Annotated in this window: 19 protein-coding genes and 1 tRNA gene; 18 read left to right on the top strand and 2 right to left on the bottom strand. The window is 34.0% G+C overall.

Annotated features, from left to right (window positions below):
• Positions 1–9: 9 nt before the first annotated feature.
• The 4 genes from nadD (at position 10) to BUA73_RS01030 (ending at position 2,642) form a co-directional block, all read left to right on the top strand.
• Complete coding sequence (nadD, locus tag BUA73_RS01045) at positions 10–627, top strand: nicotinate-nucleotide adenylyltransferase (protein ID WP_072901333.1); 618 nt, start codon at positions 10–12, stop codon at positions 625–627.
• A 93-nt stretch (positions 628–720) separates the two neighbouring features.
• On the top strand, positions 721–1,299 hold the full coding sequence (yqeK, locus tag BUA73_RS01040) for a bis(5'-nucleosyl)-tetraphosphatase (symmetrical) YqeK (RefSeq protein WP_072901331.1): 579 nt from the start codon (positions 721–723) through the stop codon (positions 1,297–1,299).
• 68 nt (positions 1,300–1,367) lie between these two features.
• Positions 1,368–1,745, top strand: coding sequence for a RidA family protein (locus BUA73_RS01035; RefSeq protein ID WP_072901329.1), 378 nt, complete (start codon positions 1,368–1,370; stop codon positions 1,743–1,745).
• Positions 1,746–2,642, top strand: a complete 897-nt coding sequence (locus tag BUA73_RS01030; protein ID WP_072901326.1) for an RluA family pseudouridine synthase — start codon at positions 1,746–1,748, stop codon at positions 2,640–2,642.
• Positions 2,643–2,672: 30 nt separating this feature from the next.
• Here BUA73_RS01030 and BUA73_RS01025 read toward each other — a convergent pair whose 3' ends face one another.
• Positions 2,673–3,998: a D-alanyl-D-alanine carboxypeptidase family protein gene (locus BUA73_RS01025; RefSeq protein WP_084671891.1), complete on the bottom strand. Its 1,326-nt coding sequence runs from the start codon at positions 3,996–3,998 to the stop codon at positions 2,673–2,675.
• 144 nt (positions 3,999–4,142) lie between these two features.
• Here BUA73_RS01025 and BUA73_RS01020 point away from each other — a divergent pair, with 144 nt between their 5' ends.
• From BUA73_RS01020 to holA, 9 genes are all read left to right on the top strand, one after another.
• Entirely contained in the window at positions 4,143–4,853 is a 711-nt protein-coding gene (locus BUA73_RS01020; protein WP_178139197.1) for a ComEA family DNA-binding protein, read from the top strand.
• Positions 4,854–4,904: 51 nt separating this feature from the next.
• On the top strand, positions 4,905–5,933 hold the full coding sequence (gene selD / locus BUA73_RS01015; protein ID WP_084671890.1) for a selenide, water dikinase SelD: 1,029 nt from the start codon (positions 4,905–4,907) through the stop codon (positions 5,931–5,933).
• Positions 5,934–5,959: 26 nt separating this feature from the next.
• On the top strand, positions 5,960–7,351 hold the full coding sequence (gene selA / locus BUA73_RS01010; protein WP_072901319.1) for an L-seryl-tRNA(Sec) selenium transferase: 1,392 nt from the start codon (positions 5,960–5,962) through the stop codon (positions 7,349–7,351).
• A gap of 11 nt (positions 7,352–7,362) precedes the next feature.
• Complete coding sequence (gene selB / locus BUA73_RS01005) at positions 7,363–9,270, top strand: selenocysteine-specific translation elongation factor (protein WP_072901316.1); 1,908 nt, start codon at positions 7,363–7,365, stop codon at positions 9,268–9,270.
• A 97-nt stretch (positions 9,271–9,367) separates the two neighbouring features.
• Positions 9,368–9,464, top strand: a tRNA-Sec gene (locus tag BUA73_RS13975).
• A 242-nt stretch (positions 9,465–9,706) separates the two neighbouring features.
• Positions 9,707–12,133, top strand: a complete 2,427-nt coding sequence (locus BUA73_RS01000) for a P-type ATPase actuator domain-containing protein (protein ID WP_072901314.1) — start codon at positions 9,707–9,709, stop codon at positions 12,131–12,133.
• A gap of 80 nt (positions 12,134–12,213) precedes the next feature.
• Positions 12,214–12,483 carry a hypothetical protein gene (locus BUA73_RS00995; protein WP_072901312.1) on the top strand — a complete coding sequence of 90 codons (270 nt, stop codon included), beginning with the start codon at positions 12,214–12,216 and terminating at the stop codon, positions 12,481–12,483.
• Between the two features lie 94 nt (positions 12,484–12,577).
• Positions 12,578–13,954, top strand: coding sequence for a ComEC/Rec2 family competence protein (locus BUA73_RS00990; RefSeq protein ID WP_072901310.1), 1,377 nt, complete (start codon positions 12,578–12,580; stop codon positions 13,952–13,954).
• 27 nt (positions 13,955–13,981) lie between these two features.
• Positions 13,982–15,046, top strand: a complete 1,065-nt coding sequence (gene holA, locus BUA73_RS00985; RefSeq protein ID WP_072901308.1) for a DNA polymerase III subunit delta — start codon at positions 13,982–13,984, stop codon at positions 15,044–15,046.
• A gap of 84 nt (positions 15,047–15,130) precedes the next feature.
• Here the strand turns inward: holA and rpsT are convergent, their stop codons facing one another.
• Complete coding sequence (rpsT, locus tag BUA73_RS00980; RefSeq protein ID WP_072901305.1) at positions 15,131–15,394, bottom strand: 30S ribosomal protein S20; 264 nt, start codon at positions 15,392–15,394, stop codon at positions 15,131–15,133.
• A 184-nt stretch (positions 15,395–15,578) separates the two neighbouring features.
• On the opposite strand from rpsT, the gene gpr reads away from it, so the two are divergent.
• From gpr to hrcA, 5 genes are all read left to right on the top strand, one after another.
• Complete coding sequence (gene gpr / locus BUA73_RS00975) at positions 15,579–16,556, top strand: GPR endopeptidase (protein ID WP_072901303.1); 978 nt, start codon at positions 15,579–15,581, stop codon at positions 16,554–16,556.
• Between the two features lie 62 nt (positions 16,557–16,618).
• Positions 16,619–17,689 (top strand): stage II sporulation protein P, encoded by a 1,071-nt coding sequence (gene spoIIP / locus BUA73_RS00970; protein WP_072901301.1) that lies wholly within the window; start codon positions 16,619–16,621, stop codon positions 17,687–17,689.
• Between the two features lie 77 nt (positions 17,690–17,766).
• Positions 17,767–19,575 (top strand): translation elongation factor 4, encoded by a 1,809-nt coding sequence (gene lepA / locus BUA73_RS00965; RefSeq protein ID WP_072901298.1) that lies wholly within the window; start codon positions 17,767–17,769, stop codon positions 19,573–19,575.
• A 22-nt stretch (positions 19,576–19,597) separates the two neighbouring features.
• On the top strand, positions 19,598–20,713 hold the full coding sequence (gene hemW, locus BUA73_RS00960) for a radical SAM family heme chaperone HemW (RefSeq protein ID WP_072901539.1): 1,116 nt from the start codon (positions 19,598–19,600) through the stop codon (positions 20,711–20,713).
• Between the two features lie 288 nt (positions 20,714–21,001).
• Positions 21,002–22,042 (top strand): heat-inducible transcriptional repressor HrcA, encoded by a 1,041-nt coding sequence (gene hrcA, locus BUA73_RS00955; protein WP_072901296.1) that lies wholly within the window; start codon positions 21,002–21,004, stop codon positions 22,040–22,042.
• Positions 22,043–22,116 lie beyond the last annotated feature (74 nt).

Genomic DNA, 22,116 nt, shown 5'->3' with positions numbered 1-22,116 from the left:
TGTGATGCTATGAAAAAAGTAGGTTTATTTGGGGGCACATTTGATCCCATACACAATGGGCATATGAGCATAGCTTACGAGGCTTTATATAGACTATGCCTTCATGAAGTTATATTTATTCCAGCAGGCAATCCTCCGCACAAGTCAAGAAATTTGATCACGGAAAGTGGTATTCGTTATGATATGGTAAAAGCTGCTGTAAAGGACGAAAGTAAGTTTACTGTTAGCGATTATGAAATAAAAAAAGAAAGTAGAAGCTACACTTATGAGACCATAGAGTATTTTAAAAAATCAACTTCAGATTTGCAACTCCACCTTATAATAGGAGAAGATAGTTTTTTTGATATTGAAAAGTGGGCCAATGCACAATATATTTTGCGAAATTGTACTGTGGTTGTGTTTGGTAGAAATGAAATTAATTATATTAAAATGTCAGAACATAGAAAACATATTATGGACAAATACAATAGCAATATTTTATTGCTTGAAACGCCTATATTAGAGATATCTTCCACCCTAATAAGAGAAAAATTAAATAAAAATGAGAACATTAGCTATCTTGTACCCTGTGGTGTGGAGGAATTTATCCGAAAAAGTCAGCTGTATAAACAGAATTATAACCTTTAGGTGGAGTTTTAACTTCATCTGAAGGTTAAAATTGATTATAGTGTATACATTTATATTGAAAGTGTAGATATTTATATTTTGATGGAGGATAAAATGTGGAGCGAAGATAAAATAGACAAATATTTGAGAGATAATCTTAAAGAAAATAGGTATATACATACTTATGGTGTGGTGAAAGCCGCTGAAGAATTAAGTGAAATATATGGAGTTAACAAAGAAAAGGCGCGGTTAGCTTCACTTCTTCACGACTGTGCCAAGTATTTATCTAAAGAAGAAATATTTGATATTTTGCATAGTGAGCACATTAAATTAGATGAGATTATTAGGCATATGCCAGATATTATGCATGGTGTTTGTGCAGCAATAATTGCGAAAAATTTAATGGGTGTTCATGATGAAGAGGTTTTGGAGGCCGTAAGATGTCATACCACTGGCAAAGCCAACATGACAAATTTGGACAAAATAATTTATCTTGCTGATTGTATTGAGGAAAATAGAAAGTACAGTGGTGTGGACGAACTGAGAGATTTAAGCAGGGACAACTTAGATGAGGCCGTAATAAAGGCCCTTGAGCAGACCATGTTATACGTTATAAAAAATGGTCATCTTCTTCACCCTGAAACTATAAAGGCGAGAAATTATTTAATACTTAACCATAGATATTTAAAATAGAACTACAAAATTCAATTTGATAATGATAAGATATATATATATATAATTATAAATTGGAGGAATTTGTTATGAAAGAAATAATATCAACTGAATTAGCACCAGGTGCTATTGGACCATACTCACAGGGAATAAAGGCAGGAAGCATCATATTTACATCAGGCCAGCTTCCAGTAAATCCAGCTACAGGTGAACTTGAGACAAAAGATATTAGAAGAGCTACAGAGCTATCTATGAAAAATGTTGAGGCCATTTTAAAGGCTAAAGGAGCTTCTTTGAACAACGTGGTAAAAACCACTATATTCTTAAAGGATATTAGCATGTTTGGAGATGTAAATGAAGTTTATGGTACTTTTTTTAAAGAAGAGGCACCGGCAAGATCGTGTGTTCAAGTGGCAAAGCTTCCTAAGGATGCCCTTATAGAAATTGAAGCCATTGCATATTTATAAATGGAAAACATTTTAACTTATACCGTAGCTGGTGTAGACAACAAGAAGATAAGAGATTACTTGAGGTATGAGATCGGTTTATCTGGAAGGATGATAACTAAAGCTGGCATGGAAGGAAGAATTTTTTCAAATGGCCAGGTGGTTAAATTAAATCATAGAGTAAATACTGGGGATGAAATTGTAATAAATCTTGTAAGAGAAGAAAAACAAGATATTGAACCTGTATATATGGATTTAGATGTGGCATATGAGGATAAAGACATAATTATAATAAATAAGCCACCCTTTATGGTGGTTCACCCCACAAAGTCTCACCAGAAAGATACATTATCCAATGGAGTAATAAAGTATTTTATTGATAATGGAGAAAATTGCATTGTCAGACTTGTGAGCAGACTAGATATGGATACTTCCGGACTTGTCATAATCGCAAAAAATCAATATAGCCACATGACTCTTGCAAAGGATATGGCTGAAAACGGCATTGACAAAATATATAGGGCAGTGGTTCATGGAATACTCCAAGATAAAAAGGGCATTATTGATGCCCCTATTGGGAGAGAAAGTGAAGACAGTATAAAGCGTCAAGTTATGCAAGAGGGAAAGAGAGCCATAACTCACTATGAGGTAATAGAGGAGTATGACAATAATGCCTCCTTGGTGGAATTGAAGCTTGAAACGGGAAGAACTCATCAAATAAGGGTCCATATGGACCATATAGGTCATCCTATAATAGGCGATGCACTTTATGGCACGGGAGAGGATTGCGATTTAATTAATAGGCAAGCTCTTCATGCATATAAATTGTGCTTAAAACAGCCGGCAACTAGGGAAACCCTAGTGATTAATAGCAAGCTTCCTTGTGATATTGAAAGTCTCATAGAAAAATTAAAATAAAAAGATGAATAAGTACATTGCACAATGTACTTACTCATCTTTTTTTCTTGACATATAGTTATTTCTGCGGTTTTGAACTGCAAGCTGTCTTAACTTGGCTCTCTTATATTTTTTCACCAATCCTCTTGCAATTATAAATACAATGAATGCCAGTAATACGTATTTTAAAAGTATAAAAACATACTTTAAGATACTAGATAAAATACTATGGGAGCTTTTTGAGGGAACTTGTAATTGTTTAGGTGGGGTATAATCCCTATCACTGACAATTTCAAAGTCCACATTTCTTCCATCTACAGTCACTGTGCCCGTACAAATAAAATCATTTTTCTTTATAACTTTTGAGGCAATGTTTTTGGTGTCAAATGAAATATCTTTTATAATAGGATCGCCACTTGCATTTTTAGACCTTGTAATGTATAGATCCCCTTTTGCTAGAAGTTTCATTGGTGTGTTGTTTAAGCTTGTTTCTTTTATCACTTGTCCTTTATTGAACAACTTTGTTGTATGGTAATTATCAAAGGCAAAATCAAATAATGTTTTTGAGTCATTGTAAAAGTTTTTATCTTTATCGTGGGTTAGGGCTACAATAAATTTTTGGCCATCTTTTTCAGCATAGGATACGTAAGAATGCTGAGATTGAGTGGTGTAACCGGTTTTTGAGGCTTTTGTGTATTTATAATGCTTGGAATCAAATTTGTGGATGGCTTTGTTGCCATTCCATAGAGGTCTTGTTTTATTACATTTATTTGTAATATTCATATTATAACTTGGTGTTGAAGAGATTTCTATGTACTTTTGGTGCTTTATGAGCTCCTTCATTATTAGCGAAAGGTCCGCAGCTGAGCTTTTATGGTTTTCATTGTATAATCCATGTGGGTTTATAAAGTTAGTATTTTTACATCCTAATTGGCTGGCCCTTTTGTTCATCATGGAAATAAAGTTTTCGTATGTTCCTCCTATATGAACTGCTAGAGCATAGGCGCAGTCATTGGCAGAAGAGAGTAAAAGAGCATACAATAAATCCTCCACAGTTATTTCTTCATCTTTAAATATATAAATTTTAGAGCCGTCTATAGACTCAGCTTCTTTTGTTATTTTTACTTTTTCTTTAAGATCTTTGCAGTTTTCCAAAGTAAGTAGAGCAGTCATGATTTTTGTGGTAGATGCAGGGGGAAAACTTACATTGCTGTTTTTTTCGTATAATATATCTCCAGAAGTAGCATCTATTAGAATGGCACCATCTGCAGTTACTTTGGCAGTATAGGATGGTGATGCATATGCAATTCCGCAGTTTACAATTAAAGTTGAAACAAATAATAATAAGACAAAATACACTTTTTTTATACTTTTCACTTATAGCCCTCCTAATATATTTTGCTGATTTTAATAAGTAATAACTTTATTATATCAAAAAACTTCAAAAAGTACGATAGAAAATTGACAAATATGTCAATAATATTGAATACATGGATTATTCATATAGAAAGGGTGAACAATGTGAAGTTAGAGGATTTAAAAGCATATGGAAAATATATTATAGTAATAGGGTTGTTGATTGTATTATTTGGCGTTGGATATTTTTTAAATAATAATGAAGGAAATTTTTCAGTTAAAAATGGAGTTAAAAATAATAATGATAGTATGGAAAGCTCGGAGACGATATACGAGGCCTCTAAGGACAATAGGGTGCAATCCGGAAAGTCTACTGTGGCAGTGGATTCTACGCAAGAGATGGAGTCACCATCAGCAATGAAAGTTGAACTAAAGGGAGCTGTTGAAAAACCTGGTGTCTATGAAATAAAAGAGGGTGATAGAGTAGATGATCTGGTCAAATTATCCGGCGGACTTAAGGAAGATGCAGATTTAATAAGAATATCATTAGCTCACAAATTACAGGATGAAGAAATAATTTACGTTTACAAAGTTGGCGAAAAAGAGAACATGGAATTGGCACAAATACAGGGCAACATAACTCAGTCTAAGGGTGGTGTAGCAAATAATAATTCAAAAAGTGATAAGGTTAATATAAACTTAGCTTCAAAGGAGGAATTAATGAAGCTTCCTGGTGTAGGAGAAGTTAAGGCAGAGGCTATCATACAATACCGAAGTGAAAGTGGTAACTTCCAAAGTCCTGAGGATTTGAAAAATGTGTCAGGTATTGGGGAAAAAACCTTAGCTAAGTTCATACATTTAGTAGACACAAAATGATTAATATTATAAAATGAGTTTATAGAAGATATAAATGGGGGAGGTATACTAATGAATAAAAGATTAACTCAATTATCGAAAACATCTGGGTGAGCCGCGAAAATCGGGCCGGAGACCCTTTCGAAAATATTAGATAAATTACCAAAGATGAGCAATGAAAATTTACTTGTGGGTATTGAAACCTCTGATGATGCTGCCGTGTACAAACTTACAGAGGATTTGGCTGTTATACAAACCCTAGATTTTTTTACTCCTGTAGTAGATGATCCATATACTTTTGGACAGATAGCAGCAGCAAATTCCTTGAGCGATGTATATGCCATGGGAGGAAAGCCTAGTTTAGCGCTTAACATAGTTTGTTTCCCAAATTGCCTTGATATAGACATTCTAGGTGAGATTTTAAAGGGTGGTGCAGATAAAGTAATAGAATCTGGTGCCGTTGTAATTGGGGGGCATTCAGTTTCTGATGACGAGCCTAAATATGGACTTTCTGTAATGGGAACTGTGCATCCAGATAAAATATTTAAGAATTACGGCTCTAAAGAAGGGGATGTTCTTATACTGACAAAACCCTTGGGTAGCGGCATAGTTAACACAGCCATAAAAGCAGGCCTAGCATCCAAAGAGGCATTTGATGAAGCTGTGAAGGTTATGAGCACTTTAAATAAATATGCTGGAGAAATAATAACAAATTACAATGTGAATGCTTGTACAGATATAACTGGTTTCGGTATAATGGGACATTGTTACGAAATGGCACATGGTTCACAGATGACTTTTAAATTGTATGGCAACAAACTTCCACACATTAATGGCGTAAAGGAATATGCTGACATGGGTCTTGTACCCCAAGGGACATACAATAATAAAAAATATCTGGAAGGTAAATTTAATTTAATTAATCAGCCTCAGTGGATAGAGGATCTTTTATTTGATCCGCAGACATCCGGAGGGCTTCTTATATCCCTTTCTATGGAAGAGGCACAAAAGGTTATGAGAGAATTGAACACACTAGAAATAAAATCGTCAATTATTGGAGAGGTAGTTGCTAAGAAGGATCATTACATAATTGTAGAGTAATTGCCACGGAATGCAAGGAGAAAAAGATGAAAAAAGAATTGTTAAGAAAGTTGCCAAAGATAGATCAGTTATTAGAAGAAAAGAGCATTAAAAATATATTAACTGAGAGCAGAAGAATTCTTGTTGTTAAATCTCTTAGGGAAACCATAGATATTTTCAGAAACAAGATAATAAATGAAAAAATAGAAGATTTTACAAAAGAGGATATTATAAGAGAATCTTTGCTATTATTAGAGCGGTATGAGGAAGGGAACTTGAGAAGAGTCATAAATGCCACGGGAACAGTTATTCACACTAATCTTGGAAGATCTATTTTGTGTAAAAAAGCGGTGGAAGCAGTGTGCAATGTAGCTGAGAACTATAACAATCTAGAGTTTGATTTAGATAATGGTAAAAGAGGTTCTAGATATACCCATGTTGAAAAAATAATAGCTGAAATAACAGGTGCTGAAGCAGCCATGGTGGTAAATAACAATGCTGCAGCTGTTATGCTTGTACTTGATACCATGAGCAAAAACAAAGAAGCAATTGTTTCTAGGGGTGAATTAGTTGAAATAGGAGGCTCTTTCCGTATCCCGGAAGTTATGACTTACAGTGGTGCTAAACTAGTGGAAGTTGGAACTACCAATAGGACTCATGAGTTCGATTATGAAAATGCTATTACTAGCGAAACAGGAGTGCTTTTAAAAGTACATACATCAAATTATAGAGTATTGGGATTTACGGAAAGCGTATCTCTTGAGGAAATGGTAAAAATAGGCCATCAGCACAACATACCTGTGGTAGAGGATATTGGAAGCGGTGTCCTTATAGACTTTAGTAAGTATGGATTTACATATGAGCCTACTATACAAGCTAGTGTTGAAGCTGGTGTTGATGTTATTTCCTTCAGCGGAGACAAAATGCTTGGAGGACCACAAGCTGGTATCATAATTGGAAGAAAAAAATATATAGATGCTATGAAAAAGAACCAACTAACTAGGGCTCTTAGAATAGATAAAATGACTTTGGCAGCTCTTGAGGCAACGCTTAGTTATTATCTGGATGAAAAAGATGCCATAGAAAATATTCCTACTATCAATATGCTTTTAGCAGACAAATCTGTAATTGAAGAGAAGTGCAATGTACTTTTAGAGAAATTAGAGGATAAGTTGAAGGATTTTGAAATTTCCATAGAAAAAGATTACTCCATGGTGGGGGGCGGTTCTATGCCTACTGAAAAGATAGAAACTTTAGTTGTTAAGGTTAGGGCGCCTCATATTTCTTCGGAGAAAATAGAGAGAGAATTGAGAGAATACAATACTCCAATCGTAGCTAGAATATTCGATAACAGCATTATTTTCGATGTTAGAACCATGAAAAAGAGCGAATTCGACACTGTTGTCAGCGCCATGGTTAAAATACAGTCAACTAATTAAGGAGTGAGATTATGAAAAATGTCATTATTGGAACAGCAGGTCACATTGATCACGGTAAAACTTCCTTAATACGTGCACTTACAGGCCATGAAACAGACACTTTAAATGAAGAAAAGCAAAGGGGAATTTCCATCAATTTGGGCTTTACTTTTTTCGATCTTCCCTCTAAAAGAAGAGCTGGGATAATTGACGTACCTGGCCATGAAAAGTTTATAAAAAATATGCTAGCTGGTATAAGTGGCATAGACTTGGTACTTATGGTAATAGCGGCAGATGAGGGTATTATGCCTCAAACAAAAGAACATCTAGAGATTCTACAGCTTTTAAAGGTTAAGAGAGGCATTGTGGTGCTGACTAAAAAGGATATGGTGGATAAAGAATGGCTAGAGGTGGTAGAGGAAGATGTAAGGGAGTATCTAAAGGATACATTCCTAAAGGATGCGCCAATACATAAGGTATCTTCAAAAACAAAAGAGGGCTTAGATGATTTAATTAAGGACATTGATAAATTTACTGAAAATATAGAGGGCAAAGAACAATATGCTCATTTTAGGTTGCCGGTGGATAGGGCATTTACCGTAAGCGGTTTTGGTACTGTAATCACAGGGACAATAATAGGAGGAAGTGTTCAACTGGGCCAAGAGATAGAGATATATCCTTCTAAGGTGATAACAAAGGTAAGGAGCATACAAGTTCATGGTGAGAGCAAAGATACTGCTTATACAGGTCAGAGATGTGCAATTAATTTAGCCAATGTGAAGCTGTCTGAAGTAAAAAGAGGGTGTGTTATAGCAGAAAAGGGAATTATGGAGCCATCCATGGTAGTAGATTGCAAATTATACTACATAAAGAGCATGGATAAGCCTTTTGTAAATAGGCAGAGAGTTAGGTTGTATCATGGCACAGAGGAAATACTTTGCAGGGTTGTGCTTTTGGACAGAGAAGAGCTTCAGCCAGGAGAGGAGTGTTTTGCCCAACTTAGACTAGAAAGCTGCCTTACCTGTCAAAGAAACGACAGATTCGTAATTAGAAGCTATTCTCCTATGATAACAATAGGTGGTGGCAGTATTGTAAATCCAGTTTCTAAAAAAGTAAAAAGATACGACAAGGATTTTATAGAAGAGCTCACAATAAAAGAAAGCGGTGAAACCAACGGTATTGTAGAGAAGGTTTTACTAAATATTAGCGAAAAATTCCCTGATGAGGCCATGATATCAAAGGAACTTGGAAAGGGAGAAGAAAATATAAATTCTATACTAGAAGAGTTAATAGGTCAAGGATCCATATTGAAAATTCAGGCAATGGACAATACTTGCTATTTGCATAGAAAATATTTTGAAAACAAATCCTTGGAAATAGATAAATATTTATTGGATTATCACAAACAAAATCCTCTAAAGATTGGTGTTAGCAAAGAAGAATTTAAAAATAAAATTTTCTCAAAAAATATGAAGCAAAAAATATATGATGAGCTTTTAAATACCCTAAGAGAACAAGCGGTAGTGGATTTTAGCCAGGATTTCGTTTTTAAATATGGTTTTACTGTAAATCTAAATAGAGAACAGCAAAGAATGAAAGATAAGATTATAAAATTCTTCCAAGAGGGAAGATTTAATCCTGGAAAGTATGAAGAGCTTAGCAAAATAGAATCGGATAAGAAAACTTTTAAAATGGTTTATGATATGCTATTGTCCAACAATGATCTTATAAGATTAAATGAAGATTGTGTGCTTTTAAGTGAATATTATCTGGAAGCGAAGGACATAATTATAACATATATTAAGGAAAATAAAATAATATCTACTCCTACGGCAAGGGAACTGTTAAACACAAATAGAAAAAATGTGGTGGCGATCTTAGAGCATATGGATAGTTGTAAGATAACTAAGAGAGTAGAAAACGACAGAGTTTTGTATTAAAATTTAGGTACACTTATTTTTTGTGAGAAAATCTATTAAATACACAAATTTTTTGTTGATTTATGTAGAATTATGTGATATACTTTTTAAGGATTGAGGGAGTAGATAGGTGCTGGTGTGCCTACCGGTCTTCAAAACCGTGTTTTCGTGCTAAGACCACGATGGGTGGGTTCGATTCCCACATATTCCCGCCAGATTTTTATATTTGGTATCACCATAGTATTATAAGTTTATTAAAAGATTTATTTAAAAATAGTGACATAGCAAGGCAGGTTACGATACATATTTTATGATATGTGACCTGTCTTTTTTATATATAAAAATAATGAGATGATTTCGCGGAAATAATTAATAAAGAAATAAAATAATGACACGAAAATTAAAAGAGGGAATTGAAAGTTGCACATAGGTGAATGGGGTAGTTAAGGAGGTAAATATGAAACCGTGGTATAATATTTCAGCCTTTGAAGTGGTTCAAGGGCTGAATTCCGATATAAAAACAGGTCTTTCAAGGGAGAATTTAGAGAAAAATAGAGAGTTGTACGGTGAGAATAAGATAATAGTATCACAACCCAAGAGCATGTTTAGAATTATAATGGAAGAAATGGCCAGCTCTTGGAGTATTATTATTGTGTTATTGGTGTGTTTTTATTTTGTAAATAGATCTAAATATGCAATAATATTTTTAATAATTACGTTTTTGTTTATTATTACAGTGTTTATATATTATAAAAAAAAAAATGAAAAAAAATCCCTAGCTGTGGAAATACTAAATTCTAATAATGTGGATGTGCTAAGAGAAGGGAATTACATCACTGTATCTGTAAATCAATTGGTGGTTGGAGATATAACATTACTGAGGAAAAACATGTATGTTCCGGCAGATATACGAATTATTCAATGCGAGAATTTAAAGGTAAATGAAATGTCTGTGACTGGGAAAAATTATATATGTGAAAAATTTTCAGCTAAAATAAGTAAAAGAGAAGTAAATGTTGAGGAAGCTAGCAATATGCTGTTCAAATCCTCCATTATTGTGGAGGGAGAGGCTGTTGGAGTGGTGGTATCTGTTGGCATGGATACAGAAGTGGGCAACCTAATTAGATTTCAAAATAAAAATGAACATAGTAACAAAGGGATGTTTAAGATTTTAAAAAAGGCTTTAAATAGATTTTCCATAGTAGCCACCCTTTTATCTGTTGCAGTATTTATAATTGGTATGGCTATGGGTAAAAACAATGAATTTATTGTTAGTACCATGGAGCAAATTTGGATTTCAACTTTACCAGTGGTTGCTGTAGTAGAGGCGCTTTTACTTTTGATGGTTTTCTTAAAGCATTGTAATAGGAAAAAGATTTATATTAACAACATTTCTGTATTGGAGAAACTTAGTAATCTTCAAAGTGTTTTTATGGCTAAACAAGGCGTTTTAACGGAGGATGAGTACAATATAAATCTCATAGCAGTGGACAATATGCTACTGAAAAAAACTGTGGGAAGAAATTTTCATGTTGATAAATATTATGGAAATAGCAAGGTTCAAGGTGATAGCATAAATTCAGAAAATAGCTATGCTATTAAAAGATTTTTAGAGACAACTCTTTTATGCAACAATGCTTTATACAAAGAAGAAACTGGAGAATACTATGGTGATAAAAAAGAAATAGCTTTTTTAAAATTTGTACAAGAAACCTGGAAAGACATTAATGAAAAAAGGAAAAAAAATAGCCGTGTCCTAGATGTTCCTGTGGATGGTGAGATATTGATCAGTACTTGTGTAAATAGTGTGGACAAACGTTTTAGGGCTAGTTCTATAGGGCCCTTTGATAACGTTATAGGTAGATGCACCCACTTATTAAGGAATGACATAGAGGTGGAGTTAAAAGGCGAACAATTGGATAGAGTAAAGGAAATGGCTTATCATATCTTAACATCAGGAGCAGAAGTAATGGCTGTTGCCTATAGAAATTTTAATTATAAGCCTTCTTTAAAAGAGAATATACAAAGCAATCTTGTCCTTGTGGGTTTAGCAGGTTGTGAAAGTCCAGTAAAAAAAGATACTTATAATATTAGCAGCTTTGCTGCTAGCAGGGGTATTGATGTGGTGGTGTTTGCAGATGAAAATCAGTTGTCTTCTCAATGGTTTGGAAAGCAAATAGGATTTTTACAGGGATACAATAAAGTATACTCTGGGGTGGAACTGAAGTTCATGACAGAAGAAGAACAAAACAATGTTGAGAATCACGAGATAATGTTTGCCAATCTTTCTGAGGACCAAAAAATAAAAATAATAAATGAACACAAAAAGAATAGAGGAATGGTGGCTGTCATTGCATCTAAACTTACATCAGTACCACATTTTACTCAGGGAGATATATGCATTTCCTATGGAAAGGATGTAAGTGGTGTGGTGAAAAAGCTAAGTGACATATACATGGAGGACATATCCATTCTTTCACTATACAATTTGATGTCTGAAAATAGTAAACTATTGAATACTTACAAAGAGCTTATTTACAACGGGTATTTCAATGCTATTATGATTACTGTGCCCATAATTGCCAACTTTTTTCTTAAAGATAGGCTGATTTTCAACGATAGCTGGATGTTATTTCTGATATCAGTATCCACTATAATTAGTGGATTTATAACTATACTAAAGTGCAAAAAGAATGTTACAGAAAAAAGAAGCTATGATAAGATACAAAGGTCACCTTTAAAAGGAAGTTTTATTTTAAGTGTCACCATATATTTAATAGCCATATTTTTTCAACGACAGTTCCATTGTAAAGACACAGTTTTAATACTGCAACAGATTTTAATATTTCTTCTTATAATTATAAATCCCTTATTTAAGAAGTAAAACAGAGATGTCAAATAATGTAGATTATTATCACAACATACGCTTTCTTCGCATAAATTAAAATATGAGGAGTGATGCGTATGTTTTCTTTAACTGAAGTTGAGATGATGTTTATACCAATTATAACCGCTATTGTTAATGTGTTAAAGGAAGCTGGTCTTAAAAGTAGATTTGCTTCCTTGGTTTCTTTGACCTTTGGGATAATCTTCTGTTTCATTTTCTCTAGTGAAGTGATGTATGGACAAAAATTTTTAAAGGGCCTTGTAATTGGATTAAGTGCATCTGGGTTTTACACCAACGGGAAAAATTTTATAGGAACTTTAAGGCCAAAGGGTAAAGATAATAAATAAAAAATATAATAGCTAACTATGTGATTATAATAAGAGAAGATGGGCAATAATTTCAATGAATAAGTAGAAATATTTTGTTTTTAAAGAGGATATTATGAAATTAGAAGAAATAAACTGTGAGATTACAGGTCCACTTACAATTTGTTGTATTGCCTTATTTATGGGTATGATGTGTTTTATATCATTTAAGATAAATATTATCATAGGTGTGGTTTACTCCACATCTTATTTTCTTATTGTCTTTTTAAGCCAGAGTAAAACTTCCTGGATCCTTATGATTATTGTTTCAATTATAGGGTACGTATTTGTGCTATTCTATTTCACACAAGGCTTGCCAGGTAAAGGGCCCATTGTGGCAAAAATCGTATCAAAGAATCCAAAATCCTACTATGGAGTTTGTAGCTACAAGGGGAAATTGATAAATCTAAGTGGAATTGGAGAGGAGGTAATGGTTGGCAGCAATGTATGCATTCATGGTACTTTTACCGAAAAACCGCAATATGAATATGGTACTGTAGGGGAAATTAAGTGTAGTAAAATTGAAAGCGAAAAAGTGAACAACTCATACAATATTTACAATCTCAAAGACAAGATATACAATGAGTTCAAAATCAGCATTGGTGAAGAGTCTGCGGGAGTTATGATGTCTTTAGCCTATGGAGATACAAGGTTTATAGAAGATACATATAAGGAACAATTAAGTCAGCTTGGAATAGTACACATAATCAGTGTGTCAGGACTACATATGAACATACTTTTTTCAGCTTTAGCTCTTATTCCATCAATAGCCCTTCAATGCACTATGGGCTATTTATACGTAATTTTAACTGGGAGTAGGCCGTCTACTATGAGGGCTTTTATTATGATAGCAACATCAAAAATTGGGAGAAAAATCTATAAGAACTACCGCAGTATAAATGCACTTAGTTTATCAGCCATTATTATTTTGTGTATAAAGCCGTGGTGTGCTTTTAATTTAGGATTTATATTGTCATATTCATCTGTATTGGGGATAATTGTATTTTACAGAATATTACAAAGAAAATTGTACTTTTTGCCAAAGAGGATAAATGAATCTGTGAGCTTATCCTTAGCTAGTATGAGCATGACTTTTATTATACTTTCCATTATGAACAAAAGTATAAACATAGGCTTTTTAGTCAGCAATATGATTCTCGTACCCTTGTATTCCTTTTTGACTCTTTTGGGCTTAATATTTATGGTGGTGTTTAACACAAGCTATTTAAATGGTATAATAAGTTGTGTTATAAGGGCAGTGTTTGCCCTAACCGATGGAGTAAAGAACTTTTTGCACCATATTTTTTCCTTAGAGATCTATTTTAGTTATTGGGAAATAGTGATAATAATATGCATGGTGTATGTTTACTTAAAGTGTAAGGATGACAAAATAAAGTTGGTAAGAGCCACAGGCATTTGTCTTTGCTTCTTAGGTTTTATGAGAATTATGTAATAATCTTTTAAAAAAGGTGGAATTGCTTTGCTTAATCAAAAAGAGTTTTATAATTTATTTAAGACAAAGAACAACAAGGGTGAAGATAAAATTGGAAAGGTGTTTGTTTTTTGTGGTAGCGATGAGAATTTAATAAAAAAAAATATAAATGTTATTAAGAAGGAATATCTGCAAAACCAAATTGACGAATTTAACTATATAAGGTTAGATGGGATTAAGGTAACTGAGGATGAAATATTGAATTCCTGTGAAACTATGCCCTTAATGAGTCCTATGAAGGTGGTGGAGATATACAGGGCTGATTTCCTTGCAGATAAAGACAGCAAAGAAGGTGAGGGTGGCAACTCTATTTCTAAGTATCTAGAAAAGTACATAGGAAACATGCCCCCATATACTGTTCTCCTACTATATTATATCTTTAAAAGTAATAGGGAAAAGCCATCATCTATATTGAAACGTCTAGAGAAACACGGTGCCGTGGTGGTAAAAGTGGATAAGCTTAGAACAGCAGATATGTGTATTCAGGTGAAGGACATATTTGAACAAAATGGTGGTATAATAGAAAAAACTGAGTTGACTTTATTTTGCAACCAAGTAGAAAGCAATTTTGACATCATCGAGAGAGAGGTTCACAAATTATGCTCTTATACAAATGGTCGAAAAATCACAAAAGAAGATATAATAAATCTTTTGCCTTCTAAAAATGAAAGCGATATATTCAACTTAACTTCCTATGTAGCTGAAAATAACATAAAAAAAGCCATAGATACTTTAAACGAATTGATGTTTAGAGGTGAAAAAGCTACTATGATTTTGAGGATGATGGAGAAACAATACGACGACTTATTGAAGGTAAAATGCAGAATTGATAAGGGTATAAAAAAAGAACAAATTGAAATGGATTTGAAGATGCATCAGTTTAGGTGCCAGATACTGGCAAATCAATGTGGGGCTTTTAGTGAAAAATACCTTTGTTACATGATAGAAAAATGTTTGCAATGTGAAAAGAGGATGAAGTCTACTTCTGTGGATAGTAAAATGGAACTTGAGATGCTAATAGTAGAAGGGGCAGTGGCAAGACGCAGTATGTAATATAAAGTATAAATAAAGCAGCTAAGGAGACACCATAGCTGCTTTATTATTTAAATTCGTTTATTCTCTTTTAAAACAAAAATATTAAGCCATTGCTTTTAGTTTAACACTAAGTCTTGATTTTTTTCTAGAAGCTTTATTTATATGTAGAATGTTTTTGGAAACAGCCATATCTAAAGCTTTCACAGTTGCTTTGTATTCTTCAGCAGCTACTTCTTTGTTACCTGCAACTACAGCCTCTTCAAATTTTTTTATTGTTGTCTTTAAAGCAGACTTTATCATTTTATTTGCAAGAGCTTTCTTCTCGTTAACTTTTATTCTCTTCTTTGCTGATTTAATATTTGCCATTAATTTCACCACCTTATATTCTAGTTCCTGTACATTACGCAGCTTTGGGGAATCGCGTAAGCATTCATACTAACATCAGATATTATAGCATTAATTTCTTTTGACTTCAAGCATTAAACATAGAATACAATTATTTTTTTTGGAAAATATAATATTATAAGAATACCTTAAGGAGAAATTAATTATGAATGGTAATATACGAACTGATTTAGCCCTGGAAACTCAGGAGATGTACAAAGAAGAAAATGAGGGATACATACCTGGAACCGAAGTTGAGGAGTACACAGACAAAAGAGTGAAAATAACTCATGTGGAAGTTAAAAATGAAGAGGGAGAAAAGATTATTGGAAAACCTCGTGGAAAGTATATAACTTTGGAGATACCTGATTTTGTTTACTATGATGCAGAAACAAAAGACGATGTAAGTGCTGTACTTGCAAAGGTCCTCTCTCCTCTAATTCAACTAGAAGATGATATGACCGCTTTGGTGGTTGGTCTAGGCAACTGGAATGTCACTCCTGATGCCATTGGGCCCAAGGTGATGTCACATATTATGATAACCAGGCATTTAAAACAGCTAGTGCCAGATTCTATAGACGAACAGGTAAGACCTGTTTGCGGAATATCACCAGGTGTGCTTGGCATAACTGGTATCGAAACCAGTGAAATAATAAAAAGCGTAGTTAAAAAAATCAAGCCAAGTCTTGTTATATGCATTGATGCATTGGCATCGAGAAGAATGGAGAGGGTAAATAGCACTATACAGATCAGTACCACAGGAATAAGTCCAGGAGGTGGTATCGGCAATAACAGAAATGAAATAAGTGAAAAGACCATAGGTGTTCCTGTGGTTTCCATAGGCGTTCCCACAGTTGTAGATGCTGCTACTTTGGCAAATGACTCCATAGATTTAGTTATAGATGAGATGATAAAACAGTCTAAAAATAGTGGGCCTTTGTTTCAGATGTTAAAAAATATAGATAAATTAGAGAAAGAAAAGATGATAAAGGAGCTATTGAATCCTTTTGTAGGGGATTTAGTTGTCACTCCAAAGGAAGTGGATATGGTCATAGATGCCATGTCAAAGATCCTTGCCAACGGTATAAATATAGCACTTCAACCAGCACTTACTTTAAGTGATATAAACAAATTTATTAATTAAGTTATTAATATGCAGCTTATCTCATATTCTTATAACAGATAAAAATATGGGAGGGCGAAGAAATGAAATTAGAAATTGATGATTTAACAAACCATGGAAAAGATTATTTTAAAATAAGCTTGTTTAAAATAAGTATTCTTACAATCTTAGTTATGAGTCTGGTGCTTTTTAAGACTATACAGGCATATAGTAACGAAAGTATAGTTAATACTATTTATACAAAGATATTGGGATTTTCTTTGCCTAGCCTTAAGGCTAATAAAGTTGACAAAGATAAAGATGAAATGATATCACAAATTAAAGGTAAAATTAAATATAATGACAACGTAATTGGAAATGAAATATCTTATCTAAAAGATAAATCTGAAGCTAGTTTGTATGAGGAATTCAGCCAGAGAGATGAGCTGGTTACAGAGGATAATAACCTAGAGGATATTTCTTCACAAGAAGGAATAGTTCGGTACGTTCTAGATGAGGATAGCATAAAAAAAAGTGAAAAAGTCTCTGAACTGCAAGGTTCAGATAAGAAATTAAAGGTTCTGATATATCATACCCATACACAAGAAGCTTTTTCTCCTATAGCTGGCAAGGATGGAAGAAGCAAAGATAATAATTGCAATGTAGTTACAGTTGGTGAAAAAATCAAAAAAGTTCTTGAGGAGAAATACAATGTACAGGTGTTTCACGATAAGACTATTCACGACGAAAATTATTCTAAGTGCTATCCAAAAGCCAGGGAGACAGTAGAGAAATATTTACATGAACATGGGGATTTTGATCTCATAATAGATTTGCATAGAGACAGTCTTGAGAACAAAAGCACAGTTACAAGTGCCATAGGCGATGACAAAATAGCGAAATGCATGTTTGTAATGTGTACTGGATGCAAGTATTATGAAAGACAAAAAAGTATAGTGGACAGTTTAGTTTCAATTGCAAAGGGAAAATACCCACAGCTGCTAAGAGGCTCTGAGATATTGGAGAGAAACAAAGGAATTATGTACTATAATCAAGATTTGCACGAGAACTCTATACTAATTGAGTGCGGTGCAAATGTTAATACCATTGATGAAGTTTTAAAAAGTGGTGAGTATTTGGGTGAAGTATTGGGTGAATACCTTCAAAAGAAATAATATTATTGACATATACAGAGTAAGTTATGATATAATTTACTCTGTTATAGTGTATTTTTTGACCGGGGGTAATGCGAATGGAAAATAATAGACAGGAATACATAAGAAATTTCTGCATAGTTGCACATATAGATCATGGTAAGTCTACTTTAGCAGATAGGCTTTTAGAGTATACGGGAACTCTTGCAAAGAGAGATATGGAAGAACAGATACTAGACAACATGGAACTGGAAAGAGAGAGAGGTATTACAATAAAATCTCAGGCAGCTAGGCTAGTTTACAAAGCAAAGGACGAAAAGGAGTATATATTAAATTTAATAGACACTCCAGGGCATGTGGATTTTAATTATGAGGTTTCTAGAAGTTTAGCTGCTTGTGAAGGGGCTATTCTTGTGGTGGATGCCACTCAGGGAATCCAAGCTCAAACTTTGGCCAATTGTTATCTTGCAGTGGACAATGGCCTTGAAATTGCGCCAGTTATAAACAAAATAGACCTTCCAAGTGCTAGACCAGAGGAGATAAAACAGGAAATTGAGGATGTCATAGGAATTGAAGCCCATGATGCTCCGTTGATCTCTGCTAAAACAGGTTTAAATATCCAAGATGTTTTAGAAAGTGTTGTAAAGAAAATTCCTCATCCAAAGGGAGATGCAAGTGCACCACTTAAAGCTCTTATATTTGACTCAAATTACGATCCATATAAAGGAGTCGTATCCCACGTTAGAATCATGGATGGAGAGGTAAAAAAAGGCGACACAATAAAACTTATGGCTACAGGTAAAGAGTATGATGTAGTGGAAATAGGCGTCTTTGCACCTGGGTATACACCAGTGGACTGCTTAAGTGCGGGAGATGTTGGGTATATATGTGGTTCTATTAAAAATGTAAGAGACGCTAGAGTTGGGGACACCATAACCATGGCAGACAATGAGGCCAAAGAGCCACTTCAAGGATACAGACCTGCAGTGCCAATGGTATTCAGTGGTATTTATCCTGTGGATGGTGCAAAATACGGGGAGTTAAAGGATGCCTTAGAAAAATTGCAGCTAAATGATGCTGCCTTAAGCTTTGAACCCGAAACCTCTGTAGCTTTAGGGTTTGGATTTAGATGTGGATTCTTAGGACTTTTACATATGGAAGTTATACAGGAAAGAGTGGAGAGGGAATTTGACATTGATATTATAACTACAGCTCCATCTGTTATCTACAAAGTGTATAAGACCAATGGAGAGATGATTGAAATAACTAATCCAACAAATATGCCTGAGCCAACAGAAATTAAAAAGATGGAAGAGCCACTTGTAAAAGCATCTATAATCACCCCTGCAGAGTATGTGGGAGCTATAATGGAGCTTTGTCAGAGCAGAAGAGGTGTCTTTATAGATATGCATTACATAGAAACTACACGAGTGGTGATAAATTATCACATTCCTTTAAACGAGATAATTTACGACTTCTTTGATGCATTAAAATCTAGAACAAAAGGATATGCCTCCTTTGATTATGAGTTATTCGGCTATGAAGAAACTAAGCTAGTTAGGTTGGATATTTTATTAAATAAGGATAAGGTAGATGCTTTGTCTCTTATAGTACCTGAAGAAAGAGCTTATGCTCGTGGAAGAGGTATAGCAGAGAAGTTAAAGGAAATCATTCCAAGACAACTATTCGAGATTCCAATTCAAGCCACAGTGGGCAGCAAGATCATAGCAAGGGAAACTATAAAGGCAATGAGAAAAGATGTGCTTGCAAAATGCTATGGTGGAGATATTTCAAGAAAAAGAAAACTTCTTGAAAAACAGAAAAAAGGTAAGAAGAGAATGCGTCAACTTGGAAATGTTGAAGTTCCACAGGAAGCATTTATGTCCATTCTCAAGACCGATGAATAATCAATTAAAAGGGGAGCTTAATATGGGTTTAAAATCGCTGTATATTCATATACCATTTTGTGCTCAGAAGTGCTTGTACTGTGATTTTGTGTCTTTTGCGGGAAAAGAAAGCAGAATAAATGATTATATTAAATCTTTAGACAGGGAACTTTCACACTACAGAAATGAAGTGTTTGACACTGTCTATATTGGTGGGGGTACCCCCACCTTTTTAAATGCAGACAATCTTCGAGAATTAGGTCATAGCATAAGCAAATTGAAGTTAACAAAGGATGTAGAGTTTTCCGTGGAAGCTAATCCAGGGACTCTCAGCAGAGAGAAACTTCACATACTTAAAGGCATGGGTGTAAACCGTCTAAGCATTGGATTGCAAAGCTGCAATGACAATCTACTTAATTTGCTAGGAAGAATACACACCATGGAAGAATTCACACAGTCCTATGAAATGGCAAAGGAAGCGGGTTTTGAAAACATAAATATAGATGTTATGTTTGGATTGCCAACTCAAACCTTTGAAGATTTTAGGGAAACCATAAAAAAGGTAATAGAACTTAACCCAACTCATATTTCATGTTACAGCCTTATAGTGGAAGAGAATACTCCTTTTTATAGTAAGTACAGAGATGGAATTAGCCTTCCTGAAGAAGACGCGGAGAGGGAGATGTATGAATATGCTGTAAAGGAGCTTAAAGCTAATGGATATGAACATTATGAGATATCAAATTTCGCAAAGAAGAACAGACAGTGTCAACATAACTTGGCCTATTGGAGTATGAAGGAATACATCGGGTGTGGACTTAATGCTAGTTCCTATGTTAAAAATAAAAGGATAGAAAACACTAAAGACATGGATCTATATATAGAAATGTGCAACAAAGGAGAAAAACCTATAGGCACGTGTCACGAAAACTCTATAAAAGACAATATGGAGGAGTACATTTTTACAGGACTTAGGAAGACTAATGGTATAAGTAAAAGTGAGTTTCAGGCAAGATATAATAAAAGCATATATGATGTGTACAATAAAGTAATTAATAAGTATGTAAGCATGGGTTATTTGGAGGATGTAGGGGACTACCTTAAATTGAGTTTTCAGGGCCTTCAAGTTTCCAATGTAATAATGGCAGACTTTATATAAGGTTAAATCTATGGTTATTTAATGTATAGGTCAGTACCAGCTAGGGAATTCTAAGTTTTAGGATGATATTTTTATGGATCCTAAGCTTAGAATTTTATTTTTTTAAAATAAATCGGATTTCATTATAAACGGAAGAGAAACAAAAAAAAACAGAGAAAATTAAATGTAAATTTAAATAATAGCTTAAAATAACCTTTAATAATATTGACAAATAAAATTGCCAATGGTATTTTAAAAGCATAGTAATTAGCACTCAAAGTTAACGAGTGCTAATAATGAGGTGGTAAAATGGATGGACGAAAAATTAAAATTCTAGAAGCCATAATCAGAGATTACGTAAAGACAGGTGAGCCTGTGGGCTCCCGTACCATTGCAAAAAAGTATGATTTGGGCATCAGTTCAGCCACCATTAGAAATGAGATGGCTGATTTGGAAGAATTGGGTTATATTGAGCAGCTCCATAGTTCTTCAGGTAGAATTCCATCAGATAGAGGGTACAGATTATACGTTGATAAGCTTATGGAAGTAACGGATTTAAGTGAGGAAGAGAAGTATTTTATAAAAAACAAGATGTTAACATCCCAGTTATATCAGCTTGATAAAGTTGTATCGGAGGCCACTAGGCTTTTGTCTCAGCTTACAAATTTAGCTTGTATAGCCAATACTCCTTCCCTTAAAAGTAGCGCCATAAAGCAGATACAACTTATTGGTGTGGATACCACCACCGTGGTTGTAGTTTTAATTACAAACAATGGACTCATAAGCAACAAGGTAATAAAGATTGAAAAAGGCTTAAACCCTAACATGTTGCAGAGACTTAACTATTTGATAAATGATAGGTTACAGGGGCTCAGCGTGGAAGATATAGGGCTTCAGGTTATAAACAACCTAAAGGAAGATTTAGATGGACATGAAGATATATTCAATGCATTAATACCAGCATTGTATGATGGCTTAAAGGAAATGGAAAGTTCTAAGGTATATGCAGAGGGAACATCTAATATATTAAATTATCCTGAGTACAATGATATAGAAAAAGCCAAAGGTTTCTTTCAATTCATAAATAATGAAGAGAATATAAGAAGGATACTTCAACCAAGTCCTGATACTGATAACAAGAGCATTACCATTAACATTGGCATGGAAAACGGACTGGTAGATGCTAGGGATTATAGCATAATAACAGCTGTCTATGGTACAGGTACATCGGCAGTTGGAGCAATTGGAGTAATTGGACCTACTAGGATGGATTATGATAAGGTAATTGCTACTCTAGACAGCCTTGTGAAAGAGCTAAATTTAAATATTTTGCAAATATATAAGAAATAAGAAAATGAATGGAGGGCTTAGGCTTGGATAAACACTGCAAAGATAATAAAAGGCACACTTCAAATAATGGAAGT

The sequence above is a fragment of the Hathewaya proteolytica DSM 3090 genome (assembly GCF_900142225.1).
Lineage (GTDB): Bacteria > Bacillota > Clostridia > Clostridiales > Clostridiaceae > Hathewaya > Hathewaya proteolytica.
Note: the sequence above shows the minus strand (reverse complement) of the source record. Positions and strands in the feature narration are given on the sequence as shown.

Bases quoted from the DNA above. Each gene is read 5' to 3' on its own strand.
- hemW (WP_072901539.1), top strand. From the start codon at position 19,598: ATGGGTTTAAAATCGCTGTATATTCATATACCATTTTGTGCTCAGAAG.
- BUA73_RS01000 (WP_072901314.1), top strand. From the start codon at position 9,707: ATGAAACCGTGGTATAATATTTCAGCCTTTGAAGTGGTTCAAGGGCTG.
- selB (WP_072901316.1), top strand. From the start codon at position 7,363: ATGAAAAATGTCATTATTGGAACAGCAGGTCACATTGATCACGGTAAA.
- BUA73_RS01030 (WP_072901326.1), top strand. From the start codon at position 1,746: ATGGAAAACATTTTAACTTATACCGTAGCTGGTGTAGACAACAAGAAG.
- gpr (WP_072901303.1), top strand. From the start codon at position 15,579: ATGAATGGTAATATACGAACTGATTTAGCCCTGGAAACTCAGGAGATG.
- hrcA (WP_072901296.1), top strand. From the start codon at position 21,002: ATGGATGGACGAAAAATTAAAATTCTAGAAGCCATAATCAGAGATTAC.
- nadD (WP_072901333.1), top strand. From the start codon at position 10: ATGAAAAAAGTAGGTTTATTTGGGGGCACATTTGATCCCATACACAAT.
- spoIIP (WP_072901301.1), top strand. From the start codon at position 16,619: ATGAAATTAGAAATTGATGATTTAACAAACCATGGAAAAGATTATTTT.
- BUA73_RS00995 (WP_072901312.1), top strand. From the start codon at position 12,214: ATGTTTTCTTTAACTGAAGTTGAGATGATGTTTATACCAATTATAACC.
- BUA73_RS00990 (WP_072901310.1), top strand. From the start codon at position 12,578: ATGAAATTAGAAGAAATAAACTGTGAGATTACAGGTCCACTTACAATT.
- selA (WP_072901319.1), top strand. From the start codon at position 5,960: ATGAAAAAAGAATTGTTAAGAAAGTTGCCAAAGATAGATCAGTTATTA.
- lepA (WP_072901298.1), top strand. From the start codon at position 17,767: ATGGAAAATAATAGACAGGAATACATAAGAAATTTCTGCATAGTTGCA.
- BUA73_RS01035 (WP_072901329.1), top strand. From the start codon at position 1,368: ATGAAAGAAATAATATCAACTGAATTAGCACCAGGTGCTATTGGACCA.
- yqeK (WP_072901331.1), top strand. From the start codon at position 721: ATGTGGAGCGAAGATAAAATAGACAAATATTTGAGAGATAATCTTAAA.
- rpsT (WP_072901305.1), bottom strand. From the start codon at position 15,394: ATGGCAAATATTAAATCAGCAAAGAAGAGAATAAAAGTTAACGAGAAG.